Annotated in this window: 27 protein-coding genes; 12 read left to right on the top strand and 15 right to left on the bottom strand. The window is 41.7% G+C overall.

Features of this window, described 5'->3' with window-relative positions:
• Positions 1–5: 5 nt before the first annotated feature.
• From IC007_RS05170 to IC007_RS05155, 4 genes are read right to left on the bottom strand one after another with little or no spacing between them, the layout of a single operon-like run.
• A complete protein-coding gene (locus IC007_RS05170) occupies positions 6–875 on the bottom strand; it encodes an NAD(P)-dependent oxidoreductase (RefSeq protein WP_054845565.1) in 870 nt (289 codons plus the stop codon).
• A gap of 1 nt (position 876) precedes the next feature.
• Positions 877–1,971, bottom strand: a complete 1,095-nt coding sequence (locus tag IC007_RS05165; RefSeq protein ID WP_054845564.1) for a tRNA pseudouridine(55) synthase — start codon at positions 1,969–1,971, stop codon at positions 877–879.
• Entirely contained in the window at positions 1,943–3,280 is a 1,338-nt protein-coding gene (locus IC007_RS05160) for a signal recognition particle protein Srp54 (RefSeq protein WP_149528456.1), read from the bottom strand. Before IC007_RS05160 ends, IC007_RS05165 begins: the two co-directional genes overlap by 29 nt.
• The gene (locus IC007_RS05155; RefSeq protein WP_054845563.1) at positions 3,280–3,675 is read right to left on the bottom strand and encodes a translation initiation factor IF-5A; all 396 of its coding nucleotides are present in this window, start codon (positions 3,673–3,675) and stop codon (positions 3,280–3,282) included. The genes IC007_RS05160 and IC007_RS05155 overlap by 1 nt, the downstream gene beginning before the upstream one ends.
• A 130-nt stretch (positions 3,676–3,805) precedes the next feature.
• Here IC007_RS05155 and IC007_RS13455 point away from each other — a divergent pair, with 130 nt between their 5' ends.
• On the top strand, positions 3,806–3,976 hold the full coding sequence (locus IC007_RS13455) for a hypothetical protein (protein ID WP_167747981.1): 171 nt from the start codon (positions 3,806–3,808) through the stop codon (positions 3,974–3,976).
• A gap of 26 nt (positions 3,977–4,002) precedes the next feature.
• Here IC007_RS13455 and IC007_RS05150 read toward each other — a convergent pair whose 3' ends face one another.
• The 5 genes from IC007_RS05150 to IC007_RS05130 form a co-directional block, all read right to left on the bottom strand.
• Positions 4,003–5,166, bottom strand: coding sequence for a DNA topoisomerase IV subunit A (locus IC007_RS05150; RefSeq protein ID WP_174861577.1), 1,164 nt, complete (start codon positions 5,164–5,166; stop codon positions 4,003–4,005).
• Positions 5,160–6,743, bottom strand: coding sequence for a DNA topoisomerase VI subunit B (locus tag IC007_RS05145; protein WP_054845562.1), 1,584 nt, complete (start codon positions 6,741–6,743; stop codon positions 5,160–5,162). The genes IC007_RS05150 and IC007_RS05145 overlap by 7 nt, the downstream gene beginning before the upstream one ends.
• A 26-nt stretch (positions 6,744–6,769) precedes the next feature.
• Positions 6,770–7,708, bottom strand: coding sequence for a deoxyhypusine synthase (locus IC007_RS05140; protein ID WP_054845561.1), 939 nt, complete (start codon positions 7,706–7,708; stop codon positions 6,770–6,772).
• Positions 7,705–9,150, bottom strand: a complete 1,446-nt coding sequence (locus IC007_RS05135; RefSeq protein ID WP_054845560.1) for an RtcB family protein — start codon at positions 9,148–9,150, stop codon at positions 7,705–7,707. The genes IC007_RS05140 and IC007_RS05135 overlap by 4 nt, the downstream gene beginning before the upstream one ends.
• Before the next feature lie 200 nt (positions 9,151–9,350).
• Positions 9,351–9,590, bottom strand: a complete 240-nt coding sequence (locus tag IC007_RS05130; protein WP_054845559.1) for a hypothetical protein — start codon at positions 9,588–9,590, stop codon at positions 9,351–9,353.
• 70 nt (positions 9,591–9,660) lie between these two features.
• Here IC007_RS05130 and IC007_RS05125 point away from each other — a divergent pair, with 70 nt between their 5' ends.
• Both IC007_RS05125 and IC007_RS05120 read left to right on the top strand, forming a co-directional pair.
• Positions 9,661–12,453, top strand: a complete 2,793-nt coding sequence (locus IC007_RS05125; protein WP_149528454.1) for a DEAD/DEAH box helicase — start codon at positions 9,661–9,663, stop codon at positions 12,451–12,453.
• 91 nt (positions 12,454–12,544) lie between these two features.
• Positions 12,545–12,811, top strand: coding sequence for a DNA-binding protein (locus tag IC007_RS05120; RefSeq protein ID WP_054845558.1), 267 nt, complete (start codon positions 12,545–12,547; stop codon positions 12,809–12,811).
• On the opposite strand, the gene rgy is transcribed toward IC007_RS05120, so the two are convergent.
• Entirely contained in the window at positions 12,788–16,276 is a 3,489-nt protein-coding gene (rgy, locus tag IC007_RS05115; protein WP_054845557.1) for a reverse gyrase, read from the bottom strand. The genes IC007_RS05120 and rgy overlap by 24 nt on opposite strands.
• Positions 16,277–16,397: 121 nt before the next feature.
• On the opposite strand from rgy, the gene albA reads away from it, so the two are divergent.
• Positions 16,398–16,694, top strand: coding sequence for a DNA-binding protein Alba (gene albA / locus IC007_RS05110; RefSeq protein WP_054845556.1), 297 nt, complete (start codon positions 16,398–16,400; stop codon positions 16,692–16,694).
• A 93-nt stretch (positions 16,695–16,787) separates the two neighbouring features.
• Entirely contained in the window at positions 16,788–17,108 is a 321-nt protein-coding gene (locus tag IC007_RS05105; RefSeq protein ID WP_054845738.1) for a hypothetical protein, read from the top strand.
• Here IC007_RS05105 and IC007_RS05100 read toward each other — a convergent pair.
• Entirely contained in the window at positions 17,083–17,361 is a 279-nt protein-coding gene (locus IC007_RS05100) for a hypothetical protein (RefSeq protein WP_232049027.1), read from the bottom strand. The genes IC007_RS05105 and IC007_RS05100 overlap by 26 nt on opposite strands.
• Before the next feature lie 80 nt (positions 17,362–17,441).
• Between IC007_RS05100 and IC007_RS05095 the strand changes: the two genes are divergently transcribed.
• The gene (locus IC007_RS05095) at positions 17,442–17,933 is read left to right on the top strand and encodes a hypothetical protein (protein WP_054845554.1); all 492 of its coding nucleotides are present in this window, start codon (positions 17,442–17,444) and stop codon (positions 17,931–17,933) included.
• Here IC007_RS05095 and IC007_RS05090 read toward each other — a convergent pair.
• Complete coding sequence (locus IC007_RS05090; RefSeq protein ID WP_054845553.1) at positions 17,930–19,534, bottom strand: DEAD/DEAH box helicase; 1,605 nt, start codon at positions 19,532–19,534, stop codon at positions 17,930–17,932. The genes IC007_RS05095 and IC007_RS05090 overlap by 4 nt on opposite strands.
• Positions 19,494–19,862, bottom strand: a complete 369-nt coding sequence (locus IC007_RS05085; RefSeq protein WP_149528453.1) for a hypothetical protein — start codon at positions 19,860–19,862, stop codon at positions 19,494–19,496. The genes IC007_RS05090 and IC007_RS05085 overlap by 41 nt, the downstream gene beginning before the upstream one ends.
• 44 nt (positions 19,863–19,906) lie before the next feature.
• Between IC007_RS05085 and cutA the strand changes: the two genes are divergently transcribed.
• The 5 genes from cutA (at position 19,907) to IC007_RS05060 (ending at position 23,701) form a co-directional block, all read left to right on the top strand.
• A complete protein-coding gene (gene cutA, locus IC007_RS05080) occupies positions 19,907–20,242 on the top strand; it encodes a divalent-cation tolerance protein CutA (protein WP_054845551.1) in 336 nt (111 codons plus the stop codon).
• A complete protein-coding gene (gene gatC / locus IC007_RS05075; RefSeq protein WP_054845550.1) occupies positions 20,223–20,516 on the top strand; it encodes an Asp-tRNA(Asn) amidotransferase subunit GatC in 294 nt (97 codons plus the stop codon). Before cutA ends, gatC begins: the two co-directional genes overlap by 20 nt.
• A 1-nt stretch (position 20,517) precedes the next feature.
• Positions 20,518–21,921 (top strand): Asp-tRNA(Asn)/Glu-tRNA(Gln) amidotransferase subunit GatA, encoded by a 1,404-nt coding sequence (gatA, locus tag IC007_RS05070; protein WP_054845737.1) that lies wholly within the window; start codon positions 20,518–20,520, stop codon positions 21,919–21,921.
• 71 nt (positions 21,922–21,992) lie between these two features.
• Complete coding sequence (gene twy1, locus IC007_RS05065) at positions 21,993–23,036, top strand: 4-demethylwyosine synthase TYW1 (protein WP_054845736.1); 1,044 nt, start codon at positions 21,993–21,995, stop codon at positions 23,034–23,036.
• Complete coding sequence (locus IC007_RS05060; protein ID WP_084739663.1) at positions 23,033–23,701, top strand: DUF120 domain-containing protein; 669 nt, start codon at positions 23,033–23,035, stop codon at positions 23,699–23,701. The genes twy1 and IC007_RS05060 overlap by 4 nt, the downstream gene beginning before the upstream one ends.
• Positions 23,702–23,777: 76 nt before the next feature.
• Here IC007_RS05060 and IC007_RS05055 read toward each other — a convergent pair whose 3' ends face one another.
• Positions 23,778–24,482, bottom strand: coding sequence for a DUF357 domain-containing protein (locus IC007_RS05055; RefSeq protein ID WP_054845549.1), 705 nt, complete (start codon positions 24,480–24,482; stop codon positions 23,778–23,780).
• Complete coding sequence (gene dph5, locus IC007_RS05050) at positions 24,464–25,228, bottom strand: diphthine synthase (protein WP_054845548.1); 765 nt, start codon at positions 25,226–25,228, stop codon at positions 24,464–24,466. Before dph5 ends, IC007_RS05055 begins: the two co-directional genes overlap by 19 nt.
• A 39-nt stretch (positions 25,229–25,267) precedes the next feature.
• Here dph5 and IC007_RS05045 point away from each other — a divergent pair, with 39 nt between their 5' ends.
• Positions 25,268–26,020, top strand: a complete 753-nt coding sequence (locus tag IC007_RS05045; protein WP_054845547.1) for a metallophosphoesterase — start codon at positions 25,268–25,270, stop codon at positions 26,018–26,020.
• Positions 26,021–26,030 lie beyond the last annotated feature (10 nt).

The following is a 26,030-nucleotide window of genomic DNA, read 5'->3' as shown; positions in this document are numbered from 1 at the left end:
TCGCGTCAGGCTTTCTTTGAAAATCTCCTGAAGACTTCATATACTGAACAGAAATCGTCCTCTGATAACCCAAGCGACTCCGCAATTCTGTAAAACTGTAAAGCCAAAGACGACATCGGCGTAATTATTGATTTCGATGTTGCCTCACCTTGAATTATCTCAAGGTCCTTCCTCATGTGTTTCGTTGCGAATTGGGTTGAATAGTCCTGAGATACGAGTTTTGGGACCTTCAGGTCCGTTGTTGGAGACCTAGCGCTACTTAGTTTAGTAAGAACCTCCTCCACTTGTTGTTTTTCAAGTCCGGCTGTGACCCCGAAATTAAATGCTTCTCCTATAGCTACAACGTAAGCACCCAGGAGAAGGTTGTTTACGAGCTTTGCGTAGAGTCCAGACCCGTTCTTCCCCATGTAAATTACTGTAGACGCCGTAGATTCAAGAATAGGCTTAATATCGTCAAACTTCTCCTTAATTCCCCCAACCATTACAACGAGCTTCTTCTGCTCTACCATTATTGACGTTCCTATAACCGGGGCATCTAACATGAACCCGCCATTTTCCTGAATTTTTCTAGACAAAGCAATACTTAACTTAGGAGATATTGTTGACATGTCTACGATTGTCTTCCCTTTAGAACGCGGGATCACTTTCTCTATCGTGGTGCTTACAGCGTTATCATCACTTAACATTGTTATTATAACGTCACTGCTCTCAACTATCTCGTCTATTGACTTGAACGCTTTCACTCCAAACTCTTTTTCGAATTTTATACTCTTTTCTTCAGATCTATTATAAACTCCGTCCAATTTGCCTTCTTTTGCTAGGTTCGCACCTATTCTATACCCCATTACACCTAGACCGATTAGCCCTATTTTCATACTACATATTCTCTTTCCTCATGTATAAATCAGCAACCTTGCTAAGCCTCCCCTTGTATGAGACTAAGTCAATAAAGAGGATCTGTTCGTCCTCTAGAGCTTCTCTAACCTCCTCAGGAGAGTTAGCGTCTACAAAGACATCATATAGTTTGTCGTAAACTTTAACCCATCCTTCCTTTGGGTTGTTAGAATACACCATTACCCTGTATCTCCTTTTAGGTTTCATAGAGACTATTAATGATAGATCCCTTCTGGTTATCTTTGACGAAGATTTCACGTAATAACCCTCGACATTTACGTCAGGTCCCTCATCAGTGACCAATGGGTAGTCCGTCAATATCCTTATATCAGGACGTTCCGAAACGGCATAATATATCTTCCTTCCTTTCCTTTCCATCTCGATAGAGAGGGAGTCAGGGTAAGACGAATTCCAGTTAGAAATTGGGACGCCTCGTGAAAGTCTATTGAAGAAATTTAGCTGTTTCTTGATGTTTCTGAGCTTGAAGACTGATCTGGTGCCCAAGTCGTAGACAACTTCCCACTGAGAATTGTCCATATCTGGTGGAAAACCCTTTTCAGCTAGTCTCTTCCCAACTTCCCTCTTTATCTCATGCTTGATACTTTCATAATATTTCAAAGACTCGTTTATAACGAGTTCATCCTCGATGCTTTTCACGCTATCCGACAGTTTCACGCCTAAAACGTAGCTCTTTATTCCGTCCTCCTGCAGTATTTCGTACGACTTTCTCTCAAAATCGTCCTTCAATGATTCAATTTCATCATTGCAGATAAAGCAAGCCCTGCTCTGAAATTCTTCCTTTGGAAAATACAACTTGAACCAGGGCTCAGCAACCTTTCCCATGTTGAAAATCAATTCCTTTAGATCCGATAGCTCTTCAATTTCATGCTCTTTCACTGCTCTATCCAAGGAAAGCATCAGGGATATCTTAATCGATTTCCCTCTCTCTTTGTTAGAAAGCCCGTAGGATAGCCTTGCAAAGCACCTCCCGAGGCATGAATCGCATAGGGGATATTTCCTTAGCAGGTCTAGAGATTTCTTCTCTACCTCACTCCATGTTCCCGAACATTCTTTCAAGGTCTTTCTTCCTCTTCTTCAAGGTCTTGAGCATTTTATTTGTAGCTTCGTACTGTTTCATTAATTCCCTGACCTCCTCTGCTGTAATTCCTGCACCTTCCGCGATTCTCCTTATCCTGGAACGATCTATTAAGGAAGGGTTGTCAAGCTCCTTATAGGTCATGGAGTTCATAGCCGCCATGAACTTCTTGATCTTGTCCTCGCCTAGTTTCACCTGATCCTCCGAAGGAGAAGGTAAATTAACTCCTAGACCGGGTATGTGCTGTAAGATCTTGGAAAGAGGGCCCATCTTCCTGAGAGCTATGAACTGCTTATAGATATCCCTCAGAGTGAGCTTACCTTTTCCTTCTATTACGTCTTCCATTTTCTTCTGTAGGTCTTCGTAATTATCGACCTCCTTCATTTTCTCTATGATAGTATTTATATCTCCCATTCCGAGCAATCTAGAAGCGAAACGTCTGGGATCGAATACCTCTAGTTCAGTTACCCTCTCTCCTGTTCCTATGAATTTGATCTGAGCCCCTGTGGCTGCAACTGCAGAGAGTGCACCTCCCCCTTTTGCAGTTCCGTCCATCTTAGTTATGAGTATTGAGCCTATGGGAGCAGCGCTGTGGAATTTTGACGCAAGGTCGTATGCCTTCTGACCTATTGAAGCGTCTATAACTAATATCACATCGTCAGGTTTCACAGCGTTATATATTGATTGCATTTCCTCTAACAGGCTACTCTCTTCCCCATAACCGTGTCTACCTGCAGTGTCTATGATAATTACTTCAAACTTCTGTGAAAGGAACTCCTCTTTTCCCTTCAATGAAATAGAGACCGCGTCCTTAGAGGAAGGATCACCTATCACTGGAACTTGGATCTGTTTACCAAGTTGTACAAGCTGGTCATATGCTGCAGGTCTATACGTATCTGCAGCGACTAAACCTACCTTGTAGCCCTTTTTCTTGTAGAAATATGCGAGCTTGGCTGTACTAGTAGTCTTTCCGCTACCCTGGACTCCTACCATCATTATCGTATAAGGTAGCTTACTCGGCAACACGTTTGGTGCTTTGTCCCCACCAAAGAATTTGCTCAATTCTTCATAAACTATAGAAATGAACCACTCCTTTCTTTCCATTACAGATGGAGGCTTCTCCTTTGCTAGCCTTTCCTTTATTCTGTTGGAAAGGGAAAGAACTAGGCTGACCTTTACATCAGATGTAATGAGTGCCTTCTGAAGATCCTTTATGAACTCCTCTACTGCTTTATCGTAAGAAGAATTACCTAAAAACTTCTTTACAGCGTCCTTTATGTTATCTAGCATTACTTTACCCTAACTATCTTTCTCCTGCCCATTATTAACCAATATTCTACCTCTACACCGGACTTTATCTTACCAGCTATGTCTTCCTCTGTGGGTTTCTCTATGTCGAAAGTCTCAAAGCTTTCCATATCCATTAGCTGAAGTTTATCTCCCATGTCGGCTATCACTTGGCCTACTCTCTTGTCTATCATGGGGACTTCGACTTGCGCGTCCACTGGCGCCATTAACGTCTTTTTCGCCCCAGAAAAAATTGATGTAGCTACTACGTTAGCTTTCGCACTTCCGTGTTTCCCCGTTTTAGCTTTAGTTATATCTACTACCCTACAAGGTTCATTATCTATAACAACGTAACTACCGACTTTTAATTCACCTACAGTAGTGTAAGTTATGCTCATCTAAATCCCACTGTGTTAAATAATTTGTTTATTTTAAATTCTTTCGCTCCGAGCTTTGGCCCATCATCATTTTTCAGGAGTTAGACGTCTTCACAGCAAGATTTAATATGAAACTCAGGTTTTTTAACATATGCCGTGGAAAGTTAGGTGCCAATCCTGTGGAAGGGAGAGAACGTTAAACATTTCTTTCGATATAGCATCTCAGAAAGTCCTTTACCAGTATTGTCCATATTGCGGGAAAAACACTTTTAATGACATACTAGGTTACTTAGATGTAAGTGAGGAGAAAAAAGAAGCTTGAGCGATGATATTACCTGTCTCGGCTGATCATGCTATATAGTCCTGCTTTTGTATTTTGTCAGGCAGATATGTGAATGCAAGGAACTTAAGCCCCTTGCTGGCCATAGCTTCTATCTCAAGTTTAGCCTGCTTCTTCATGAAAATGTCTATTTCTTCCTTCCATCCCTTAGTTTGGAACCAAGGATAGTTCTTTATTTCCTCGGCTCTCTTCTTGTCATAGTCCTTAGCCTTTATAATGAAGCTCCTTCTATCAGACTCGGATAGATATGCCTTCTTTTTATCCGTACCGAATATGTCTGCCATTGAGACTCCTAAGAAGCGGGCGTTGGGAGTGGCTAGCCTCTCACTTTCATATGAAAGTGCTATTGAGCCTATTCTGAAAACGCTGTAAATGTACCATCCGTATGGATCCGCATCTGTAAGTATATAGACGGGTAGTTTATGTTCCTCGTTCAGTCTCCTAACGAACCTCCTAGTGGCTCTGTCCGGCTGTCCTGCACTTGTGACTAGGATGGATCTATACTGCCTCCAGAACCCAGCTCTGTGAAGTTGCTGAAATACAGCATCTTTCTCCACGACAAGGACGAAGTCGGCATTTATGTCTACGAAATCAATCAGGTCTGGGGTAGGCTCTATGGAGTAAGCGCCATGACCCATCTTGCTCAGGTCTATAACGTCGTTTCCACTCCTTATTCTCATGTCACCTACTACCTTCCCTTTTTCTTTACTGAGGATTAGCATTTCCTCTCTCAAAAGTGAAGTGAAAACCTCGATGTCCACTATGACGCTATCAGATTCCTTCTGTTCATCCCACGTGTTCTCCTCCACAGTCCTGTTATCAGGACCTCTCAGAACCAAGGTATGCTTGCCTCTGTAGAAAAGATCACGTATGGTGGGATACTCATCATTGATTAGAGCTTCATAAATTATACTTCCCATTAAGGAAGTCTGCATGAACCTTTTAGCTTCATTAAGGTCAAGAAAGCTTCTCTTAAGCTTCTTATCACCTAGCAGGAGAAGTTTCCTGACTTCGTCGTAGTGAGTATTGTTTATGTTCCTCTGCGGTATCTCCATGATAGGAGGCTCACCCTTCTTTATCTGGTCTATGAGCTGGAGGAACCTATTTCTAATGACGGACGCGGCTTTCTGTCTCGCTTCCTTGTCTACTTTGGAAGAAATTTCACTCATAATTCCTCAACCTTATATATTTTTCTATATTCATCTATTCCCCTTAAATCTATCTTCTTTGCTACTAATGCGAAGAGCTGGTCTTCAATTTCCTTCTGGTACTCCCTTTGATCCTTGTCGGATATGAACTTAGAGAGGGATCTGGAGACTTCAGGTACGTATTTGATGTACATCAAGAATTTCTTCTTAGCTTCTTCCTCTTTCTTCTTCTCAGAAAGGTAAGTCTTGAGTTGCCTCGAGACCTCCATGATTCCGTTCTTTATTTCCCTTTCTATTTCCTCGACCTCTGCTATGCTTTCCTTGCCTGCACTCTTATAAGGCACCTTGGTACTGCAGAGATGAACCATAACTACAAGTTGCATCTTGTCCCCTTCAATCCCATAGCGTCTCCACTCGGTTTCACTGACTACCTTCCAAATAACGTCGCTCTTTTCGTCATATATTAAAGGAATCTTGTTAGCATACCTCAGAACAGTGGGTTCTTCTCCTTCTGGTATGCTTCCACCGTAAGCTACTCCGACTTCGACTATGAAAGGGTGTCCTTGATACGCCTTAGGTCTCCTGCTCACTGCTGAAACGAATTCGGGATTGAAAATTTGCTTCAAACCGAGCTGTATTAGATCCTCGCCTATGATGGACAAAGGATCAGAAGATGGAGCCCTAAAGCCATCGAACTTCTTCATGGCTTCTACAAGCCTAGAAATGTCCTCATCAGTAAGTTTGGAGATCTTTGTCTGCGGGTCTATCTTAGCCATTTCTAGAAGTTTTGAAGCAGTGGTATCACCTATACTCTGGAAGTTCTTCATTAGAAAGTCCCTTATTTCTTGATTTTGCTTCTTAGATGCTATCATGTTCTTTATTAACTCTATATCTACACCGTAAGGATGAGGCTTAACTTCCTGAGGAGGCTTGGGTATCTTTGTAGTCAACCTCTGATAGTAAAACACGTTACCCTCTGGATCCTTGAGAACGAACTCAGCGTAAGGAGTAATTATGTAGGTTTTCTTGACGTAGTCGTATACCCTACTCTTGGAACGCATCCAATCTCCGAGTAAATATATCGAAACAGACGTCCCATGCCATCCATGCTGATTGTCGGTAGAAGTACGTTCCAGTATCACTGGCTCGTTTCTGTTTACGTCTATCTTGAGCTTAAAGGAATAAATTCTCTTAGAGTTCACGGGAGAAGTAATAATTTCTACTGGCCTCTCCTGATACATCTGGCTGTACAGTACTGCAGCCTTGACACCCAGCCCATACATCCCTCTGGTCTGTCTAATCACATACTTAGAACTGTAAAGCACCCTTCCGAAAGCGTCTGGAACCACATGGGGTGGAATCCCTATTCCGTTATCTTCTATGTTTATCTTGTAAATTGATTTCTCAGCATCAACGTTATCTATAACTATCTTTATGGAAGGAAGAAGCTCGTGAACATCTGTAGCATCAAGTGAGTTCTCTACAAGCTCTCTAACAGTCTGGTATATTGCCCTTGCTGGGTTTGAGAAACCTGCAAGCTCTGGGTTTCTCTTGAAGAACTCGGCGGGAGAAATGCTGCTGAACTTCTCTTTAGCTGACAACTATTTTCACCTTTAATATTGCATTTCTAGTTTATTAAAGATGAGGCAATTATAGGAAGAATTATCGTCGCGTCACCGTACACTACTACTTGTTCTGCGTCTGGTTTTATCTTGTTCCATGAGACTGCCTCTCTAGGCTTAGCTCCGCTTAGACTGCCGTCATATTCTTGAGCTGTGGTAAGGTAAATGGCGTAATCGAGACCGTCCTTGAATTGGTTCCACCATATGGTGTGATGTTTGCTTATCCCCCCTCCAATCATGAGGGCACCGCTCTCTTTGCATGAGAAAATCCTGTCTTTAACTTCCCTCTCGTCCTCAAAGAGGTTCAATCTAAGCCCAGCTAGTTGGTACTGTATGAAAATGTTAGTCCCGAAGCTTCCGTCTAGAATGCCCGGTACTATGATTGGGACTTTGCGTTCATATGCAGCCTTAAGTATCGAGTTGTTATCGTTTATTCTCCTCCCAAATTCCCATAAAAGCTCGTATCCGCTCCATTCCTTTTTCTCATTTAAAATTTCTGGAGTTAACTTCCTCACTGTGTCCTCCACTACTTTACCGTATGATTCGAAGGGAACGAGAATGTTCCCTAACCTGTGTATGTTCATTTCCTTTAGATCAGAATCATTAAGATCGAACGAACCCTTGTAATATTTGCCTCCCATGCTTCTAGCTATGTCGTGATCTATCGTCCCTCCGGTTGTAATGACCACGTCAAAGAACCCCTTCCTTATCATGTCTGCGAATAGTCCCCTTAACCCGGTAGAAACCAAGTTGGCTGTAAAAGACAAGAACTTCAAATCTGCGTTCCTGGTCATGTCTTGCAGGACCTTAGACGCCTTGTAGACTGCCTCTGCGGAGAAGCCGTAAATCTTCTCGTAAATCCTCAATGAATCTTTCATCGACCTTAGGTCGTCTAGGGATATGTCCTCGACTGGGTTAAGTAAAAGTTCCCTTCTATCGATCATCCTTTTGTCACCCCTATAGGTCTCAGTCTAGCTACTAACCTAGCTATCTTAGCTTCATTAGCTACCTTAGCTACTCTGTCAACGTCCTTATACGCGCCTGGAGCTTCTTCAGCTACTACTCTCTTGGTTGCTGCCCTTATTACTATGCCCTTCTCTTCAAGCATCCCAGTGACAGAGTTGGTGGGATATGTCCTCACTGCAGCCTCCCTCGACATCCATCTGCCTGCTCCATGTGGGGCAGTAAACCACGTTCTTCTTCCTTCTGGTATCCCTGCCATCACGTAACTAGCTGTGCCCATACTACCTGGTATGAGGACTATCTGACCCGTTTCTCTATGATCTTGAGGGATCTCTGGACTACCAGGAGGAAATGCCCTCGTAGCGCCCTTCCTATGAACTATTACCTTCTTCCTCTTGCCCTGAATGTCGTACTCCTCTATCTTAGCTATATTATGGGCAACGTCGTAGATAATCTTCAAGTCGAGTTTCTCTGCTTCCGTCTTGTAGACATTCGCGAAGCTCTGTCTAACCCAATGTGTTATTAACTGTCTGTTCGACCACGCGAAGTTAGCTGCGGCTACCATTGCACTAAAGTAATCTTGAGCTTCTCTACTGTTAAACGGAACAGCTGCTAGCTCTCTATCTGGTAGATCTATTCCATATTTTTTAACAGCCCTCTCCATAATTTGCAGATAATCGCTAGCTACCTGATGACCCAAACCCCTAGACCCAGTGTGAATCATCACGGTCACTTGACCCTCATGAAGACCTATTGACTTAGCTATCCTCTCGTCGTAAACTCTGTCTACCACTTGCACTTCAAGGAAGTGATTCCCTGCCCCTAAAGTTCCTAACTGTGAGTGACCTCTTTTCTTAGCTACGTTGCTGACTTTAGAGGAATCCGCCAGATCCCAGCTCCCGTGTTGTTCGATGTGATCCATGTCAACATTCCATCCATAGCCGTTGTCCACGGCCCATCTAACGCCCTCGTCCATCACTTCATTGAGTTTCTGATCTGTTAGCTTTACTTTACCTTCACTTCCAACACCGCTAGGAACGTTATTGTAAATTTCTTCTACTAGATCAACTATTTTATTTTTTACATCTTTGTACTCAAGATTAGTTCTCAATAACCTAACTCCGCAGTTAATGTCGTATCCAATTCCTCCTGGGCTAATTACTCCTTCCTCATCCACGGAGGTAGCTGCGATACCTCCTATGGGAAATCCATATCCTTGGTGACCATCAGGCAACACGAAAACTGACTCTTGAACGCCCTGCAGGCAAGCAACATTAGAAGCCTGCTTCAAAGTTAGGTCTTGTTTCATCTTATCGATCAAAACATCGTCTGCAAACACTGTCACGGGTACTTTCATGCATTTCTGAAAGCTTTTGTCTATCGTCCACTCGTAAGCGTTAACTCTAGATACGTTGACCTGCATCGCGATCCATAGTTTATTAAAGCCGTTCAACTAATAAAGGTATAGTAGATGAGGACTGTGGCGGACAATGAATTGTGATTGGAAAAGACCTTTTTCTGATACGTTATTTCCTATTCTATGCCGTTTTGATATAATTTAGTGAAAAGTATAATCTATGGAATTATTTAGGTGTTAATACTAATCGTAATATTGTAATATTTTTATATCTTTTTCTCAGCTTTCTTCCTCTTCGTTTCAATAACCTCTTCATATTTCTTTAGAACCTCCTCCACTCCGTCATCTATACAATCCTTATCGCTAAGCTCTAAGACCTCCTTGAAGAACTTGTAGGCACATCCTTTACTGTGAAAGAAAAGCTTCTTTCCTGCCAAGGTTAAGATAATACCCTGACCTTCTTTAAAGGGACGACCACACGTATTACACTCGAAATAATTTGCCATGTCGTGCAACGTTGATTTTATAATTTTAAAAATAACGGTAAATGTTGCTATTAATTTCACGTGATTACTGATGCATCAAGATTTAGATAGCAGAATACAGATTCTTCTAAGGCAGAAGAATTGGCCCACTCTCACAAAAATACAGGAGATGTCATTTTCGAGTATCTCAACGGGAAAGAATACTTTGATAATAGCACCCACAGGTTACGGAAAGACTGAGGCAGCTATTCTACCCCTCTTAAACCAAATGATAAAGAATGAAGTCAAGCCGGTAGCAGTCATTTACATAACTCCTTTGAAGGCATTGATCAATGATATTTCACTCAGAATAGACTGGTGGGCGTCAAAACTTGGCTTTCTGGTCAACAGGAAACATGGAGAAGTGCCTCAAAAAGAGAAGAACTTGAGGCTCAAGCACGCCCCTCACATCCTCGTAACTACACCGGAGGGACTAGAAATAGATATGGACTGGGCGACCAAGTTCAGAGATTTCTACAAGAACGTTAAGTGGGTCATTGTAGACGAAGTCCACGAGTTGATAAATTCTAAAAGGGGTTCACAACTTGCCCTACTTCTGGAGAGGCTTAAGAGATTTTCAGGATACGACTTCCAGAGAATAGGGCTTTCCGCAACTGTAAGTAGCGAGAAGGTCGTATCGGATTTCCTTTTCGGTTCGTCAAATAGAGAGAGAGCAATAATAAAACTTGAAGGAAAAAGAGACTTTGAAATAAAAATTAGGAAAATATCAAATGGATCATGGGAAGACGCAGCAAGTTCTTTAGTGAGCTCAATAGAACCTCCGTCACTTGTCTTCACTAACTCAAGATTTTCTACGGAAAGGTTACACGAGGAGCTTGAAAAGTTAGGTCAGAAAAACGTGTTTGTGCATCACTCATCTATCTCAAGGGATATAAAGGACATGGTAGAGGAAAAATTAAGAAGAAACGAGAGCAGTGCAGTGATCTGTACTAAGACCCTTGAACTCGGGATCCATATAGGTGAAATAAAGAAAGTAATAATGTTCAGACCTCCCCCGTCAGTTTCTTCCTTTCTTCAAAGGTTAGGAAGGAGCGGCCATTCCGTGGCTGGAACGCCTAAGGGAGAGATAATATCCATGTTGGACTATGATATTTTAGAGTCCCTCGCCTTATACGAAATGGCGAAACACGGTAAAATAGAGAGACCCCTGGTAGACGATTCGCTTGACGTTGTTGCAAGAGAGTTGTTGGGTCATCTTCTACAAAATCAGGAAACAACTGCTGAAGAGTTCTACTCAATAGTGAAAGGTGCCAACGCTTTCTCCAAGGTAAGGTTTAGCACTTTCCTTCAAATGGTTAAATGTTTAGAAAACAACGGGCTTATCAAAAAGGAAGGAGAGAAGATAAGACTAGGACCTAACTTCTTCAGGGTATGGCGTTTCAATAGGGAGTTTAAGAGCATATGGTGTAAGGATTTCTCGGAGTTCTTCTCACTGATAAACAATAACGATACTTTCTCTCTTAGATTTGAAGGAAAAGTGATAGGAGAGATAGATGCAGTTTACGTTTACAAACACATAAGGGTAAACGACATCATAAGGATAAGCGGGAGACTTTGGAAAGTTACCAGAATAAACATCAACAAAATGAGCCTAGACGTAATTCCAGAGAACAGCAGAAAGGGGGAGATACCCATATGGCGCGGAGAGAACATTTCTAAGTCTTACTTAGTCGCTAAGGGAGAATCCATGATACTGAAGAGAGGTGAAATAGAGAAAGAGAAGGAAATCCTGGATCACGATGCATACAGTACCATAAAGGAAATGTTACAGTTTTACCGCGATAGAGATCTTCCATTCCCTAGTGATTCCACAGTAGTGGTAGAGAAAAGGGACGATGAATGGGTATATTCTACCATCATAGACGAGAAAATAGCCAACACCATATCCCACATGATGCTTTACTTGACCACAAAGAGGTATACCCTGAGCACTTACTCCAGAGCGTCAATATACGGTTTCTCTATAAAGGGAGCGCCAATTAATTTACTTGAAGAGTTGAAGGGAATGGACGATGAGAAGCTAGTGAGCCTAATCAAGAAATCGATCCTCAGATCCTCTCTATTTATTGCAACAATGAAAGAGATCCAACCGTCTTTCGGAAAGCTCGGAAGGAAAATAGATCCTAATAACGACAAATTCATAGTCGCTGAAGCCCTCAGACAGACAGTGAGGAAATATTTCTCTATAAAGGGTACACTAAACTTTATCCATAAAATAAGGGATGAAAAAACAACTATCGTATTCTACAATGGAGAGACTCCTTTAGGTGACGCAGTCCTCTCCCACGTCTCTATAAGACCTTGGTTAGTCGACATAGTAGAGAGCATCTATGAAGCTTTGAAGGGAGGGGCTTACACGGCTTCAGAACTTTCAGAAGTTCTCGGAATACCACTGAAGAGCCTTGAAAACAAGCTTAAGCAGTTGAGGAAAATGAAGGATAAATACAAAGTGTCTTCATTCATCGACGTTGACAACAAGGAAGTGAGGTGGGTCTTAATCGAGGACTTCCAGAGCGTGGTGAATTCCGATGACTATTTCACGTCTTTCACCCCTTCTAACGTAGATGAGACCTTCATAGCTACCCTTAAGTCAGCGGAGAGGGATTCTCAGGTGGAGCTGATCTTTAAACCTAGAGATGTTATAGAGAACCCCGACGAAATAAGGAGAAGGATACCATTTGAAGATATAGGAGAGCTAAAGGTAATGGACATGAACGACATGGCGTATTCTACTCCATTGAAGTTTTACGGCATAAGCAGGAACGTGATACCTTATATACTTCTGAACGCGACAACTTACATACAAAGCGTTAAATTCTCCTAGTGATGAATGCGCTATTAATTGAAAGATGAAATAGGCTCGTGTTTCTGAGTAAGCTTTTTAAATTATGCTTTAATCTCATTCTAGAACTATAATGGACAAGAAACCGAACGAAGTCTTGGTAAGCATGAAAAATGTAGAAGATTACGCGCTAGAAGTTATAACTCTTTTAAACCAAGGTGCACAGGAAGTAGACATAAAGGGAGTTGGTAGAGACATCGGGAAAGCAGTAGATGTCTTCAACATGATAAAGGATAAACTAGGGAATGGAGTAGAACTAGGCTCTGTATCGATAGGTAGCGAGAGCAGAGATAAAAAAAGGTTATCTTTCATATTGTTAAGAGTTAAGAAGGTTTACTGAATCCTTTATTTCCTTGTATATGTCTAGAACAACAGTTGAAGGATCAAGTTGTCCGTTCGAGATCAAATCTATTCTAGTTAAAAGGTCAGAAGTCCTCTTCTCTGATACTAAGTCCTTGAACTTAGAATCAAGGAACTCAAACACGTTTATCCCCTTCTTTGTCGCCACTAGGAGATACCTTTTCTTGCTGGAAACTACATATCCATGCCTGAGGACCGAATCCAATGTCTTTGAATAGGTACTAGGTCTTCCTATTCCTTTCTCCTTCATCATTAGGATCAAGTCAGCTTGAGACAGTAACCTAGAGTAAGAACCGCGCTTAATTTCGTAAACTGGCTTCTTTTCCCCTTCTGTGAGGTCTACCGTCCTAAGGTCGTATACCTTGCTGAAGCCTCCTTCTACTGAGGTGGTCAAGGTTACCTTTTCCTCGCCTTCAGAATGAACTAACCTGAAATCGCACTTCTTTCCTATTGCGTTGCGCATCTGACTAGCCATGAAGCGTCTAAAAATGAGGTCATAAAGCAGGAAGTGGAATTTAGTGAACTTTATGAAGTATGCATAAGGGTTGTCCTCTACCTCTTGTTTCAACTCATCCATCGATATGGGCCTTGTAGGTCTTATAGCCTCATGTGTACCCTCCTGACCCCACGATCTGCCTGAGAACTCATTTTCCAACCCAGCTTTCTTGAGATATGCTTTCGCTACCTCTATCCCGCTGGGCGAAACGTGGATACTTTCAGTCCTGTGGTAGGTTATGAGACCAGCTTCAAATAGATCCTGTGCTATCTTCATCACGACCGATGCCGGTAACTTGAACCTTTGATTTGCCTCTACTAGCAATGTTTCCGTCGTGAAAGGAGGGAAAGGAGAGATGACTATAGTCTCCTCCCTGTCCTTTAAGACGTTGATCGTCTCGTTGGCTTTCACGAACTCTTTAGCCTTGTTTTTCTCCTTATAGAATCGCCTCATTATGTACTTGTTATCTATGTTAGCGTAAACCAGATAGCCCATGTTTGCCTTATAGTCCTTTGTGGTATTCACTATCCATCCGAGAACCGGAGTTTGCACCCTTCCAGCACCGTAATTGAACCCGTTGAATTTAGCCTTCAGTATGGTACTAAGCTCGAAACCGATCCATCTATCTTCTATTCGTCTTGAGACTTGTGCCTTTACTGTGTTTACGTCGATAGTAGAAGGGTTTCTTATAGCACTAAGAATGCCGTTCTTTGTAACTTCGTGATATTTTATCCTATGTATATTAGAGTTGAAGGGAGATACGAAGGAAGCCACATCGAACGCTATCTTTTCACCTTCTATATCTGGATCTGTAGCTATCAATATTTGATCTACTTCCATAGCTAGCTTTCGCATAGCTTCGATCGTGCTCTCCGTGCTTGATATGTCAGTTGATCCGCAATAAGGACATGTCTCTGAATCCCCTGAGAACGTCCTTTTGCAGTTATAGCAACGTCTAATCTTTGAGAAGAACGCCTCTGTATCCTGGTTATCTTTAACTTCGACTCCGTAATATCCGACGCTGTCCAAAGTGAGGTCAGTAATGTGGCCCCTAGTTGCCATTATGTCGAGTAAATTTACCTTGTTTCCATCAACTAGTATCGTCTCATAGACAGGTACTCCCCCTATTATTCTCATAGAGGGGCGTCCAAACATCCTAGCGATGGTCTTAGCTTTAGTAGGAGATTCGACTATCATTAAACTTGTAACTACATCTAGTTTCTTCGTTTCACCATCTGGCCTCCTGCAGGAATCTAGCTTTGCTATCGTCTCTTCCATGTTAAGAGAAGAGACCTCTTGGAACCGGAACTCTCCTACCATGCTCTTAAGCCTTTTCTCCAGTATGTCCAGCAAATCATTATCGTCACTTAGAACCACAGAAAGACCTAGTGTAAGGCCACCATTGTACAGCCTACTAGACCTTCCTGAACCTTGGAGATATGTGGTAACATCTGGAAACTCGATGAAGAACCCTTTCTTCTCACTCACTATTACTAGCCCTGAGGTCACAATTTTAGATGACGCACTCGACCTTAGTTTTGAGACCACTTCGTCCTTATACTTCAAGATAGCGTCTACTAATGTCTTTAATTTATCTCCTTGTACTTCCTGCTTCTTCAGAAGCGAGATCTTTATTGCTTGAGCCTCCGATACAGAAATACTCATCACTTTCCTTTCAAATTCATGGTCATTGATTCCAACTGCCTTCATCACTTTCAAGAGTGTGAAAGGATTTAGAAGCGCGTTTTCAAGAGATATCTTTATCTTCGGCACACCGTAGAATAGTACGTATTTTATCTTAGTCGGCTCATCTATTCCTCTAACGGCGACCCCGTAATATGAAGCTGAACCTATAATTACGTCAGTCTCTCCTCTGCTCAACTTTTCCATGAACTTCCTTCCGCTCACCGCCACGTCCGCTCTAAGCCCATACTCTTCTATCCTTTCTTTCAACTCACTTATCATTTTCTTACCGTAGTCCCTTGAGACTAGGACAAGTCCGCCAGTTCCTAATTTGCGTACTAGAGAAATATCCAAATCTCCCTTTGCGTCTATTATGTTCCTAGAGTACATCTGAACGCTGGAAGGTTCAAAACCTGTAAGGAATTTCACAGCCTGCTGTTTTATCCCCTTTGGTCTGAGGGTAGCGCTTGAGACCACCAACTGCGAGTAAACTCCTCTAAATGAAATAAGGCTGGTCTCGAGTTCCCTTATTCTCTTCTTTAGGAATTCCTCATCTGGAGTTCCCGATACATTAACAAGGTATTTTCTGAGCCTCACCAACTTAAGGGCGTTCTCATAGGCTAGCTCTGGTATACCTAGAAGCCTAACCAGGAAATCCGTTGTCTTACCGCTCTTTATTATGGCGTCAGCGTCATCAACTGCAACTAGATCTGCTTTTATTCCACCCAATTCGTCCTTATGCTTACTCAAGTAGTTAGTTGTTATCACGCTGATCTTGCTCTCATCTAGAGTGCCACAGCTTACATCTCCCCCGAATTCTCTTATCTTTTTGCATGTCTGATCTACAAGGGATTTGGTAGGAACTATGTAAACCACGTTCTTGCCTAAATAGGCAGAATACAATGATATTGTAGTAGATTTACCTAAACCGGTAGGCGCTGACATAGTGAAGTTCTCTCCATCAATGAGACGTCTTAACCAGAGCTTCTGTAAAGACCATGGATCAGATTTTACAATCTTCTTAAAGTAATTTATAATTTCCTCATAATTTTCTATCTTATAGTATATATTCCAATAATTCTTAAGTGAGTTACTAGAGACTAGAAGATTGTAAATCGTTTTGACTCTCTCAGAATGGGGAACTGAGGATAGACCTATTCCTTCCTCTTTAAGGCATTTAGAGCAGGGCATTGAAAGGAGAGCCCTTTCAGCTTCAAGATTACCGTTACAGTTTGGACAAGCGGCAGTATACACTACTTTCAGCATTTCAAAATTATTGCTCTCTTAGATCAACCCTTTTAAGATGTCCGACCAGATGATACGGAAATCAGGATAACTTTTTTAATTAGACCTAACCTCTTTCTAAAGGCGAATAGGTGAAACACAAATGAGTAGCGCAGCTCCAACTCCAAGTAATGTAGTATTAATAGGTAAGAAACCCGTAATGAACTACGTCTTGGCAGCCCTGACTCTTTTAAACCAGGGTGTTAGCGAGATCGTAATAAAGGCAAGAGGAAGAGCTATCAGCAAGGCTGTTGATACAGTAGAGATAGTAAGGAACAGATTCCTCCCAGACAAAATAGAGGTCAGAGAGATCAAGATAGGCAGCCAAGTTGTTACGAGCCAAGACGGCAGGCAATCTAGGGTATCTACCATAGAAATAGGAATAAGGAAAAAGGCATAACAACAATAAGCTCAGCTAGTTTTTTAGACGGCGTTTTCTTTAGAAGACCACTACACTTAATATGGTTGTAACGATTGATATTTTTAGATGAGTATGAGTCAACCTACTTTTAAGGTAGAATTTGATGGTAAAGCTAAGGTAGGACAAGTAATGGGAAACCTTCAGGCACTTTCCCTTAAACCTGAGGACTTTTCCAGCCCAATAGCACTTCAGATGGCTCTTTCAAAGCTCTACAACGACCTAATGAAGAGCTTAAGTGAAAAGCCCCAGCCACATTACATTGCTGACGTCAGGTTCTCAGATTCTATGGGAAATCCAATAAACCTAGCCGTAGACTTCGGAAATAACCTTCCTCCAATGAGCAAGCAAGAAGTTAAGGTAAAAATAACTATTGAGTTCTACGACGAAGAGTAGACCTCCTCTTTAAATAATCATAACCTACATCTAACAAAACGAACTCACCGAAGTCGACAAGCCTATACAGTGATCCCCTAGTGGGTTGAATAAGTCCTATCTTTCTAAGGTATAGTATGATATTCCTACTCACTTTTTTTGAGAAGTAAGGATAGAGAATTGTCATAGCTTCAATAAAGGAGAAATCTTGAAGTCTAAACCTAGAGAAGAGTAAGTAGTAAGCCACTATTTCCCTTTTCTTTAACCATCTCATTTTCATCAGCCTGGTTTCACATCACTTATCAGACCTTACAAGGTTCAAACATTTATTGATAGTCATATAAGATGATATAAATGCCTTATGTAGATAACAACTTATCGATATGTAGGGTCGGGCATTATAATGAGTTAAGAACAGGTGACATAATTGTCACCTTACCCTCAGTGATCAAAAGTGAAGGAAGGAACATTACAGTCCCACCTTTAACAGTGATAGGAAAGAACTGTGACGAAAGAATAGACACACTAGCTTGGGTCGATGGGATAGAGGTCTCGGAGAGACTAAAGGTCAATCTAAGACATAGTGAAAATCAAAGGAAAATCAAACTTAACGTTGAGGTTAAATCACCTAACGTGCACTCTGCCTACACCTTGAAAAGTCTCATGGATGGAAAGGAGGTCACGATAAATGAAGATAAGCATGATGACTTAATAGAAATCCTTCTGAGTGAGGGCCATCTTATTGCGGGGATTAACAGATTAACTAAAAGCGTGGAAATTTTCGCTGACGACATATTGATTAGGGCTTTCGGCTATTCTTTATTTTACTATATCCCTTTACCTTAATCGTCTAGAGAATCTAAGATGTCAACACTCTTCCTTTTCCTCGACTGATATTCCTCAGAGGTTCCTTTCACGATTACCTCGTAAAGTAATGCCTTCTTCCCTTCGCTGGACCTAAGTAACCTACCTAGGCGTTGGATGAATTGCCTCCTAGAGCTAGTTCCTGCAACTATTATTCCGACATTAGCGTCGGGTATGTCTAATCCCTCGTCGCCTACCGTAGTCAAAACGAGAACCCCTGATGGAGAAGACTTGAAGTTCTTTATAGTATCTTCTCTCTCTTTATGAGGTGTTTTACCTGTTAGAAGTGAAGCGTTACAGTTTCGGGCTATCCTCTCGGCCTGATCCACGTATTGGGTGAAAACCAGGATCTTCTTATCGCGGTTCTCTTCTATTATTTCCTGAACCTTCTTCAATTTATTTTCGGATAAGTTCACTACTTTCTTTAGCTCAGAGTATATCTTCATGGCATTCACAGCGTTAGGGTCTCCCTTCTTTACGTTCTTTATAAGATCCATCACTGACCTTCCCTTAGAGAAAGTTCTGAACCTCTTTAGCAATTCAAAGTACTTCTTCTTTTCTAAAGGCATCAGGTCTACCTTAACCTGAATTAACTCATACGGTGCAAGGTACCCTTTGGCTATGAGTTCTGAGGCTTCCTTGGAATAGACGACCCCTCCCATCATAGAAAAGAGAAATTCGTGCCTTCCATCCTCCCTATAGGGGGTTGCTGACAGACCGAGCTTGTATTGAGTCAGGCAGTTCTCCGCTATGATTCTAAACTTATCTGCAGGTAAATGGTGTGCTTCATCTATTATCAGCAGACCGAATTTGTTCCAAATCTCCTTGATATGACGGAAAGCAGTCTGGTATGTAGTTATTGTTACATCCTCTATCCTCTTTTCCTTGGAGTAAAATAGTCCAACGTCCCTTACTGTAGAGAAGTTAAGCATAGCATCTTTCCATTGCAAGAGTTGCTCTTTCGTGAAGGAGACTACTAGGGTTGGTACTTTAGCTTCTGCTACCGCTGCTACTCCTATCACGGTCTTTCCGCTCCCCGTAGGCAGTGAGATTACCCCTCTCATTCCCTTGTTCTTCCAAGTATCTATTGCTTCGACTTGATAGGCCCTAAGTTGTCCCGTGAAATCGACTTTTATGTTATGTGGTAAATCTATCTCCTTCACAACTAATCCGTTCTCTTCCAGAAGCCTCTTGATCGCAAAGTACATGGAAGGTTTAACTACAAAAACCTTCGAGTACCTATCGTAAAAGATAGCACGAGATGAAACTCTACCCTTAAATATATCCGCTAAATAAACGTGAGGTTTTAATAATAATTTATCACCATGTATTAAAAATTCAGCATCGTATGGATAAATACTTTCTAATATTTTTGACCTATCCTGTTCCATCAATGGAATTCCCAGTTCATCCAGCAAGGAAAATATATCGTCTGGCTTGACTCTATTTTGAATGGCTCTCTCAGAATCTATAGCGAATTGGTAACAAGACCCAGACTTGCCTAAAAATCTGGAGAATTTAACTAGGTCATTGAAAGTTGCCTTATCCACCTTCTGCTCTATACAGAAAGTCTTCAAGATCACCTCCTATCACTTCAACGTAAACTGCTGAAACAGACTCAGATAATGTCTTAAAGAAATCGCCGTAATTATTAATTTCGTATATAAAATAGGTAATATCCTCTTTATTTTTGAATACACCTATCCTTGGAAGACCGTCTATATTGTCTGTAGACATAAGAAAAAGGGAGTAAACTGTTTCATCAAATGGGTTTACCTTAAAGATCAGACCTTTACCATCGCTTAAGGTCACCCCTATGAACTCCTTTCCTAGCTCTTGCGCCTCCGCAATGCCTAAGAATAAAGATTCCCTGAGTCCAGGGAGATCACATTTCTCTATGATTTCCCGCAACAGCACTAGGACTCCTTATATTCCTCTTCTTTTTATGTGTACCTATGAGCAAAGGTATACTACTCATTTCAACTGTGTCTTCTGAAGAAGATGCTGAGAAAATAGCTAGACACCTAGTAGAGAGAAAGTTCGCAGCTTGCGTTAACGTAATCCCTAAAATAACATCGTTTTACTTCTGGCAAGGAAAGTTACAGAAGGATTCTGAACTTTTGCTCCTAATTAAAACTATAAAAGACATGGAGGAAATGATCATAGATGAAGTGAAGCGAATACATCCCTACCAAGTACCTGAAGTTCTCTCCTTCGATATCGAAAATGGACTAGAAGAATATATTAATTGGATGATGTCAAGTGTGTCTCATGAAAATCGAGGTAAATGACGATCTAATAGGAAAACTAGAGAGACTTGCGCTGATCACTTTAAACGAGGAAGAGAAAGAGAGAGTGAAAAAGGACGTAAAGCAAATACTTGAGTTCTTTGACAAAATTAATGAAGCTGACTTGGACAACATAGAACCCCTCTTCCATCCCCTTCCTACGGGGAAGCTGAGAAAAGACGAGCCTTCTAAAGGGCTAGATAGAGATGAGGCGCTCAAGAACGTTAAGAGAAAGGAAAACGGATACATAGTAGGTCCTAGAACTTACGGTGAATAACGTGAGCCTTACCTCCAAATTCCTAAAAGGAGAAATAGATCCAGACGAATATGTAAGCAAGACTTTTGATTTGATCAAAAAGAAGGACAGCGGCATAAAGGCATTCATCACATTGAGGAAAGAAGAAGAAGTACTTCAAGAGGTAAAAGAAAGGAGAAACCAAGGGGGGAAGTTAGCAGGAGTTCTCCTTGCTGTTAAGGACAACATATCCACCGCAGGAATAAGGACTACTTGCGCTTCGAAGATGCTTGAGGACTATGTACCTCCATATAACGCTACTGTGATAAACAAGGTCTTGAAGGAAGGTGCAGTCATAATTGGGAAAACTAACATGGACGAGTTCGCCATGGGCTCAACTACAGAAACTAGTTACTTCGGCCCTACGAGAAACCCATGGGATCTGGAAAGAACTCCAGGCGGGTCTTCTGGCGGAAGCGCAGCTTCGATAGCAGCGGGATATGTTAGCCTGGCCCTAGGGAGCGATACGGGAGGATCCATAAGGGCTCCAGCGTCATTTAATGGAGCGTATGGGCTCAAGCCTTCTTATGGTACTGTCAGTAGATTCGGTCTGGTAGCTTATGCTAATAGCTTAGAACAAATAGGTCCGATAGCTGGGAACTCAGAATACCTCTCTATGCTTTTTTCCATAATAGCAGGAGAAGATCCCAGGGATGCTACAACCATAAGCTATTCCGCAGAGGACAAACCCACTGTTATTCCGTTAAAGGGACTAAGAGTAGGAGTGATAAGTAACATAATGGAGTCTTCAGATAAGGAGATTGTTTCCATATTCAGGAACATCACAAACAAGATGAGTGACGAGGGAGCAGTGGTAGAGGAGACCGAGTTGAAGAACGTTGAATTAGCTTTGCCGTCCTATTATGTCATAGCTATGTCTGAGGCCAGCTCAAACCTAGCTAGATTTGACGGGGTCAGATACGGTTTTTCAAAATACAACGAGGGAAATTGGAAAGAGACCTTCTCTAAGAACCGAGGTGAAGGCTTCGGCTTGGAGGTGAAAAGGAGAATACTTCTAGGTAGTTTCATATTGAGTGCCGGGTATTATGATCAATACTATATTAGGGCATTGAAAGCGAGGAACCTAATAAAGAAGAACATGGATTCTCTGTTCTCTAAATACGACGTGTTAATCTCTCCCACAATGCCAGTGCTTCCTCCAAAAATAGGGGAAGTAATAGATGATCCTGTAAAGATGTACGCCATAGACCTAAACACTGTTTTAGCCAATTTAACCGCAATACCCGCAATATCGTTACCAGTTGGTTTCGCCTCACGCTTGCCAGTAGGTATGCAAATCATGGGAAGATACCTTAGCGACACTTTCCTCCTAGGCATTTCCAGATTCATAGAACAGTTGACAGGTCTTCATGACTTGATAGCATGAGCAGGTTTTTTACCGCAAGCTGAGAACTTTCATTGATACTCTTGGAACAAGGAGAGCTCAAAATAGATGTTATGAGTAAAATCTTCAAAGAATTAGAAAAGGAAAAATATCACATAATCGGAGGTCATAGTGCATACAAGAAGTGTCACTGGACTCACGAATATTTAGTAACAGGTAGGTCATGCTATAAGGGTAAATTCTACGGGATTGAGAGTCACAGATGCGTACAAATGACTCCCGTTGCTGCATGGTGTTGGTTTAGGTGTGTACATTGTTGGAGATTAGAACCAGAGGATATAGGGTTAGACTGGGACGACACCAAAATGCAAGGTTTCGACGATCCAGAGTTCATCGCTGAGAGGAGCATAGAAGAGCATAGAAGAGCTGTGTCAGGATATTACGGAAGAGAAGGAGTTAGACCAGAAAGAGTGAAGGATGCATCTAGTCCTAAACATGTTGCAATAAGCCTAACCGGCGAACCTACCTTGTATGAAAAACTTGGAGACTTGATAAAGGAATATCACAGGAGGGGCATGACTACGTTTCTAGTAACTAGTGGAGTGAGGCCAGACGTGCTCGCATCCCTTGAAGAGGAGCCAACTCAACTTTTCGTATCTCTTCAAGCCCCAAACGAAATGAAACACAAGATCATAAACAGAGCCGTAGTTCCTAACTCATGGAATCTAGTTATGAGAACCTTACAGATGTTACCCAGTTTCAGCAGCCCAACGGTTCTGAGGTTAACTTTAATCAAGGGTATGAATATGTCAGATAAAGACATAGAGCAGTTTTCCAAGTTGATCGATATCTCTAGGCCTACTTACATAGAGGCAAAAGCTTACATGCATGTAGGTCCTTCTACGTATAGGCTTTCCCGCGATGCGATGCCCAGACACCAAGAGATAAGGGAGTTCTCCAAAAAACTTGAGAAAGCTACTGGATATCACATACTTTCAGAACACGCACCTAGCAGAATAGTACTTCTAAGTCAGTTAGATAGACCAATTCAGATAGGCAATGCATGGAACCAAAAATGGGACTGGTCTACAAAGGACACAGAAGATGATATCAACGGAGAATATAAAGAAGCTGAAAAAGGTTGTACTGAGGAATGAACTCTAAAGAAATTGATATAGCTTGTACGCTAGCTAAGATTATTTCTTTCTCAAAGGATAAGGAATGTATAACGCAGCTAGAGTTATCTAAGTTACTCGACATATCACAACAATCGGTATCGAGAAAGCTTAACGAATTAGAAGAAATGAGGTTGATCAACAAATCAGAGACTAAGAACGGTGCGATCATAAGCCTCACCAATGAGGGGGAAACGTTACTTCTACGGTGTTTAGAGATGATCAAAGAAGCAATAGAGACTAAGAGGGAACTCAGGTTTAAGGGTAAAGTAGTATCTGGGCTCGGAGAAGGAAAGATTTTCTTGTCAATAAAGTATTATGAGGAGGAAATCTCAAGGAGAATGGGCTTCGTGCCGTACCCTGGAACATTAAACCTTAATCTTTATGATAAGAGCTCCGTGGAAAATAGGATAATACTAGATGCAAACAGCGGCATATTGATACCTGAGCACAAATTCGAGGACAGAGTTCTCGGGGCAGTCAAGATGTTCCCTGCTACTGTAAATGGTATAGGTCCTGCGGCAATAGTAATACCGCTTAGGACAGTGCACCCTAAGAGCGTCATCGAGCTGATTTCTCCGTTCTCTTTAAGAGAGAAGCTTAATTTAAAGGACGGAGACGACGTAGAAGTGATAGTAATGACATGACAAGATGCGAAGCTTTACCTTCACCGAATCACTTAGATCTTTTCTTCTTTTCTTTTGTAAAAACTATCCGTGAATATTAACTTCCTCCTTTTCCCTCAGTTTTATTTGGATCGTCACAATATCTAGAAACTATTTCCTTGATTATCTGGCTAGAACTCGAGTGAGTCCATTTGTTGACTCTCTCTTTTAGCCTGATCACCTCCACATTTATTCCTCTCTCCTTAAGAGACTTCTTTAGCTCCTCCTCGTTCACTCTTTGGTCTGGACCCAGGAAGATTATATCAGGGTTTACCCTCTCAACGCTCTTAAGGAAATCCTTGCTGTCACCGAGGAAAGCATCATGGACGTAACGTATACCTTTTATGACGGCCAGACGTGTGTTCTCATCATTAATTGGCTTTCTTCCTTTCACCTTCTCTGAATTATCGTCCCTGGCAACCGACACAAAAACACGACCGTATTTCGAAGCTTCCTTAAGGAACTCTACGTGACCCGGGTGTAATATGTCGAAGGTTCCACCTACGAAAACTTTCTTAGAGACCTCGGATTCATCCTTTCCTGTCAAGAAATTTATAGAGTCCAATAAACCTTCAGCATATACTACGTCTACAAGTGAGGTAGCCAAGTCTCCCTTTTCTAGATAATACTCTGCATCTTCAGTGTACTGCCTAGCTAACTCGATCACTTTATTAAAGGACCCCGTGTCGCCTATTTTTGATAGTCTTTCCTTCATCCCGCTGATATACTTCAAAGCGCGGGACCTTATTTCGTTGTCATCCATTTCAAAGCATCAGCCTCCATATAATGTAAGTTAGAAGGAAATATGAGTATGTGTGGGGGTTTGCCGAAATCGTATTTTTTAGCCTCGCTTAAGCTCAGGCTCACTACAGCCTCGTCTTCACATCCTAATCTGGATCCCACTACTATCACATCGTCTTCCTTTATCACGTTCTCTTTTCTCATGTCCTCCATTTGTAAGAGCAACGACACAGCTTCGTTGGGAGTCATAAATTTACCCTCTCTTATATCTAAATATAAAATTGTATGTATATCTAGAGATCTATTGGATTTTATTACAGAGTAAGGCGCAGTATCCATTATACCGTAGCTGGGATAGACTATCGTCACTGATTTACCAAACTTATACGAAGATAACATTGACTTTGAGATGAGGTAACAATGAACTGAGACACCCGGAACTACAGACACCTTTACTCCCGCTTTTCTGGCTTCAATAGCCATTGAAACATGTGTCGTAGCTATCATTGGGTCACCAACCGTAGCTACAACCACTGCTTTTTCCTTAGCTAGACTTATGACTTCTGCGCTTCTGTTCTCTAGAAGGTCCCTATTCGCCTCAATTACCTTACCTGACGTAAGAGACCTCACGTAGTCGGGTGATATATCACAAGAAAACGATGTGTAAGTATCGTATATTATCACATCAGCTTTCCTTATAATGTCCAGCGCCTTGTTAGTCATTAACGACCTAGAAAGACCCATACCTATAAAGTAAAGTTCTCCCATATCTATTGTTACGACTACCTCGTCTAAAGGTTGTCCTAGATGATAGAGATTGCCAAGTCCTTGTTCATAGAGAGTGATCTGCCAGTGGTGTATCTTAAAGAAATCGACGCAGTAGTGATGTCTGACGTTCATATAGGTTACGAACAAGATATGGCAAGAAAGGGAATATATATACCGAAAGTGCAGAAAAAGAGGTTCCTCTCAATATACGAGAAGAGCATAAACACTTTCAAGGTAAAGAAGATCATAATCAACGGAGACTTCAAACATAGCTTCGAAAAACTTACGAGACAGGAGAATGAAGAACTCTCGGAGATCTTCAAAAGGACTAGAGACGACGGCATAGAGGTCAAAGTGGTGAAAGGAAATCACGATAATTTCATCTCTTTAGTCACGGAGAAGTTCGACAACGTGGAACTTTTAGAGGATATGAAACTCAACGACGTAGTTATCACTCATGGTCACAAGAACGTTGAGAAGAGTGACGGAATGACTTACATCCTAGGCCACGAACACCCAAGGTTATCGGTTAGGGACAAAATAGGCTATGTAAAGAGGTTCCAAGTTTTCCTTAAAGTTCCAGTAAAAGACTCCTCTTCGAACATAATAGTTTTACCTTCAGTTGGAACTTACCAAGCCGGAAACGATGTCACCATACTTCATTCTGGCTACATGAGCCCGCTTATAAGGAATCACGGTTCGCTCGAGAATGCGAGGCCTTACGTTATAATCGAAGGAGAGGGTATAATGGAGTTCCCCGAATTGAAGCTTTTAAGGAAGATCCTTATTTAAATAGGGGTTT

Source organism: Sulfuracidifex tepidarius, assembly GCF_008326425.1.
Classification (GTDB): domain Archaea; phylum Thermoproteota; class Thermoprotei_A; order Sulfolobales; family Sulfolobaceae; genus Sulfuracidifex; species Sulfuracidifex tepidarius.
Note: the sequence above shows the minus strand (reverse complement) of the source record. Positions and strands in the feature narration are given on the sequence as shown.

What these genes read in the sequence shown, in the direction of transcription:
- IC007_RS05140 (WP_054845561.1), bottom strand. Translation starts at nt 7,708, where the DNA reads ATGATCGATAGAAGGGAACTTTTACTTAACCCAGTCGAGGACATATCC.
- IC007_RS05105 (WP_054845738.1), top strand. Translation starts at nt 16,788, where the DNA reads ATGAGTCAACCTACTTTTAAGGTAGAATTTGATGGTAAAGCTAAGGTA.
- IC007_RS05095 (WP_054845554.1), top strand. Translation starts at nt 17,442, where the DNA reads ATGCCTTATGTAGATAACAACTTATCGATATGTAGGGTCGGGCATTAT.
- albA (WP_054845556.1), top strand. Translation starts at nt 16,398, where the DNA reads ATGAGTAGCGCAGCTCCAACTCCAAGTAATGTAGTATTAATAGGTAAG.
- IC007_RS05045 (WP_054845547.1), top strand. Translation starts at nt 25,268, where the DNA reads ATGATAGAGATTGCCAAGTCCTTGTTCATAGAGAGTGATCTGCCAGTG.
- gatC (WP_054845550.1), top strand. Translation starts at nt 20,223, where the DNA reads ATGAAAATCGAGGTAAATGACGATCTAATAGGAAAACTAGAGAGACTT.
- IC007_RS05100 (WP_232049027.1), bottom strand. Translation starts at nt 17,361, where the DNA reads ATGAGATGGTTAAAGAAAAGGGAAATAGTGGCTTACTACTTACTCTTC.
- IC007_RS05060 (WP_084739663.1), top strand. Translation starts at nt 23,033, where the DNA reads ATGAACTCTAAAGAAATTGATATAGCTTGTACGCTAGCTAAGATTATT.
- IC007_RS05170 (WP_054845565.1), bottom strand. Translation starts at nt 875, where the DNA reads ATGAAAATAGGGCTAATCGGTCTAGGTGTAATGGGGTATAGAATAGGT.
- IC007_RS05135 (WP_054845560.1), bottom strand. Translation starts at nt 9,150, where the DNA reads ATGCAGGTCAACGTATCTAGAGTTAACGCTTACGAGTGGACGATAGAC.
- IC007_RS05055 (WP_054845549.1), bottom strand. Translation starts at nt 24,482, where the DNA reads ATGGATGACAACGAAATAAGGTCCCGCGCTTTGAAGTATATCAGCGGG.
- IC007_RS05125 (WP_149528454.1), top strand. Translation starts at nt 9,661, where the DNA reads ATGCATCAAGATTTAGATAGCAGAATACAGATTCTTCTAAGGCAGAAG.
- dph5 (WP_054845548.1), bottom strand. Translation starts at nt 25,228, where the DNA reads ATGGGAGAACTTTACTTTATAGGTATGGGTCTTTCTAGGTCGTTAATG.
- IC007_RS05130 (WP_054845559.1), bottom strand. Translation starts at nt 9,590, where the DNA reads ATGGCAAATTATTTCGAGTGTAATACGTGTGGTCGTCCCTTTAAAGAA.
- IC007_RS05160 (WP_149528456.1), bottom strand. Translation starts at nt 3,280, where the DNA reads ATGCTAGATAACATAAAGGACGCTGTAAAGAAGTTTTTAGGTAATTCT.
- rgy (WP_054845557.1), bottom strand. Translation starts at nt 16,276, where the DNA reads ATGCTGAAAGTAGTGTATACTGCCGCTTGTCCAAACTGTAACGGTAAT.
- twy1 (WP_054845736.1), top strand. Translation starts at nt 21,993, where the DNA reads ATGAGTAAAATCTTCAAAGAATTAGAAAAGGAAAAATATCACATAATC.
- IC007_RS13455 (WP_167747981.1), top strand. Translation starts at nt 3,806, where the DNA reads ATGCCGTGGAAAGTTAGGTGCCAATCCTGTGGAAGGGAGAGAACGTTA.
- IC007_RS05155 (WP_054845563.1), bottom strand. Translation starts at nt 3,675, where the DNA reads ATGAGCATAACTTACACTACTGTAGGTGAATTAAAAGTCGGTAGTTAC.
- cutA (WP_054845551.1), top strand. Translation starts at nt 19,907, where the DNA reads ATGAGCAAAGGTATACTACTCATTTCAACTGTGTCTTCTGAAGAAGAT.
- IC007_RS05120 (WP_054845558.1), top strand. Translation starts at nt 12,545, where the DNA reads ATGGACAAGAAACCGAACGAAGTCTTGGTAAGCATGAAAAATGTAGAA.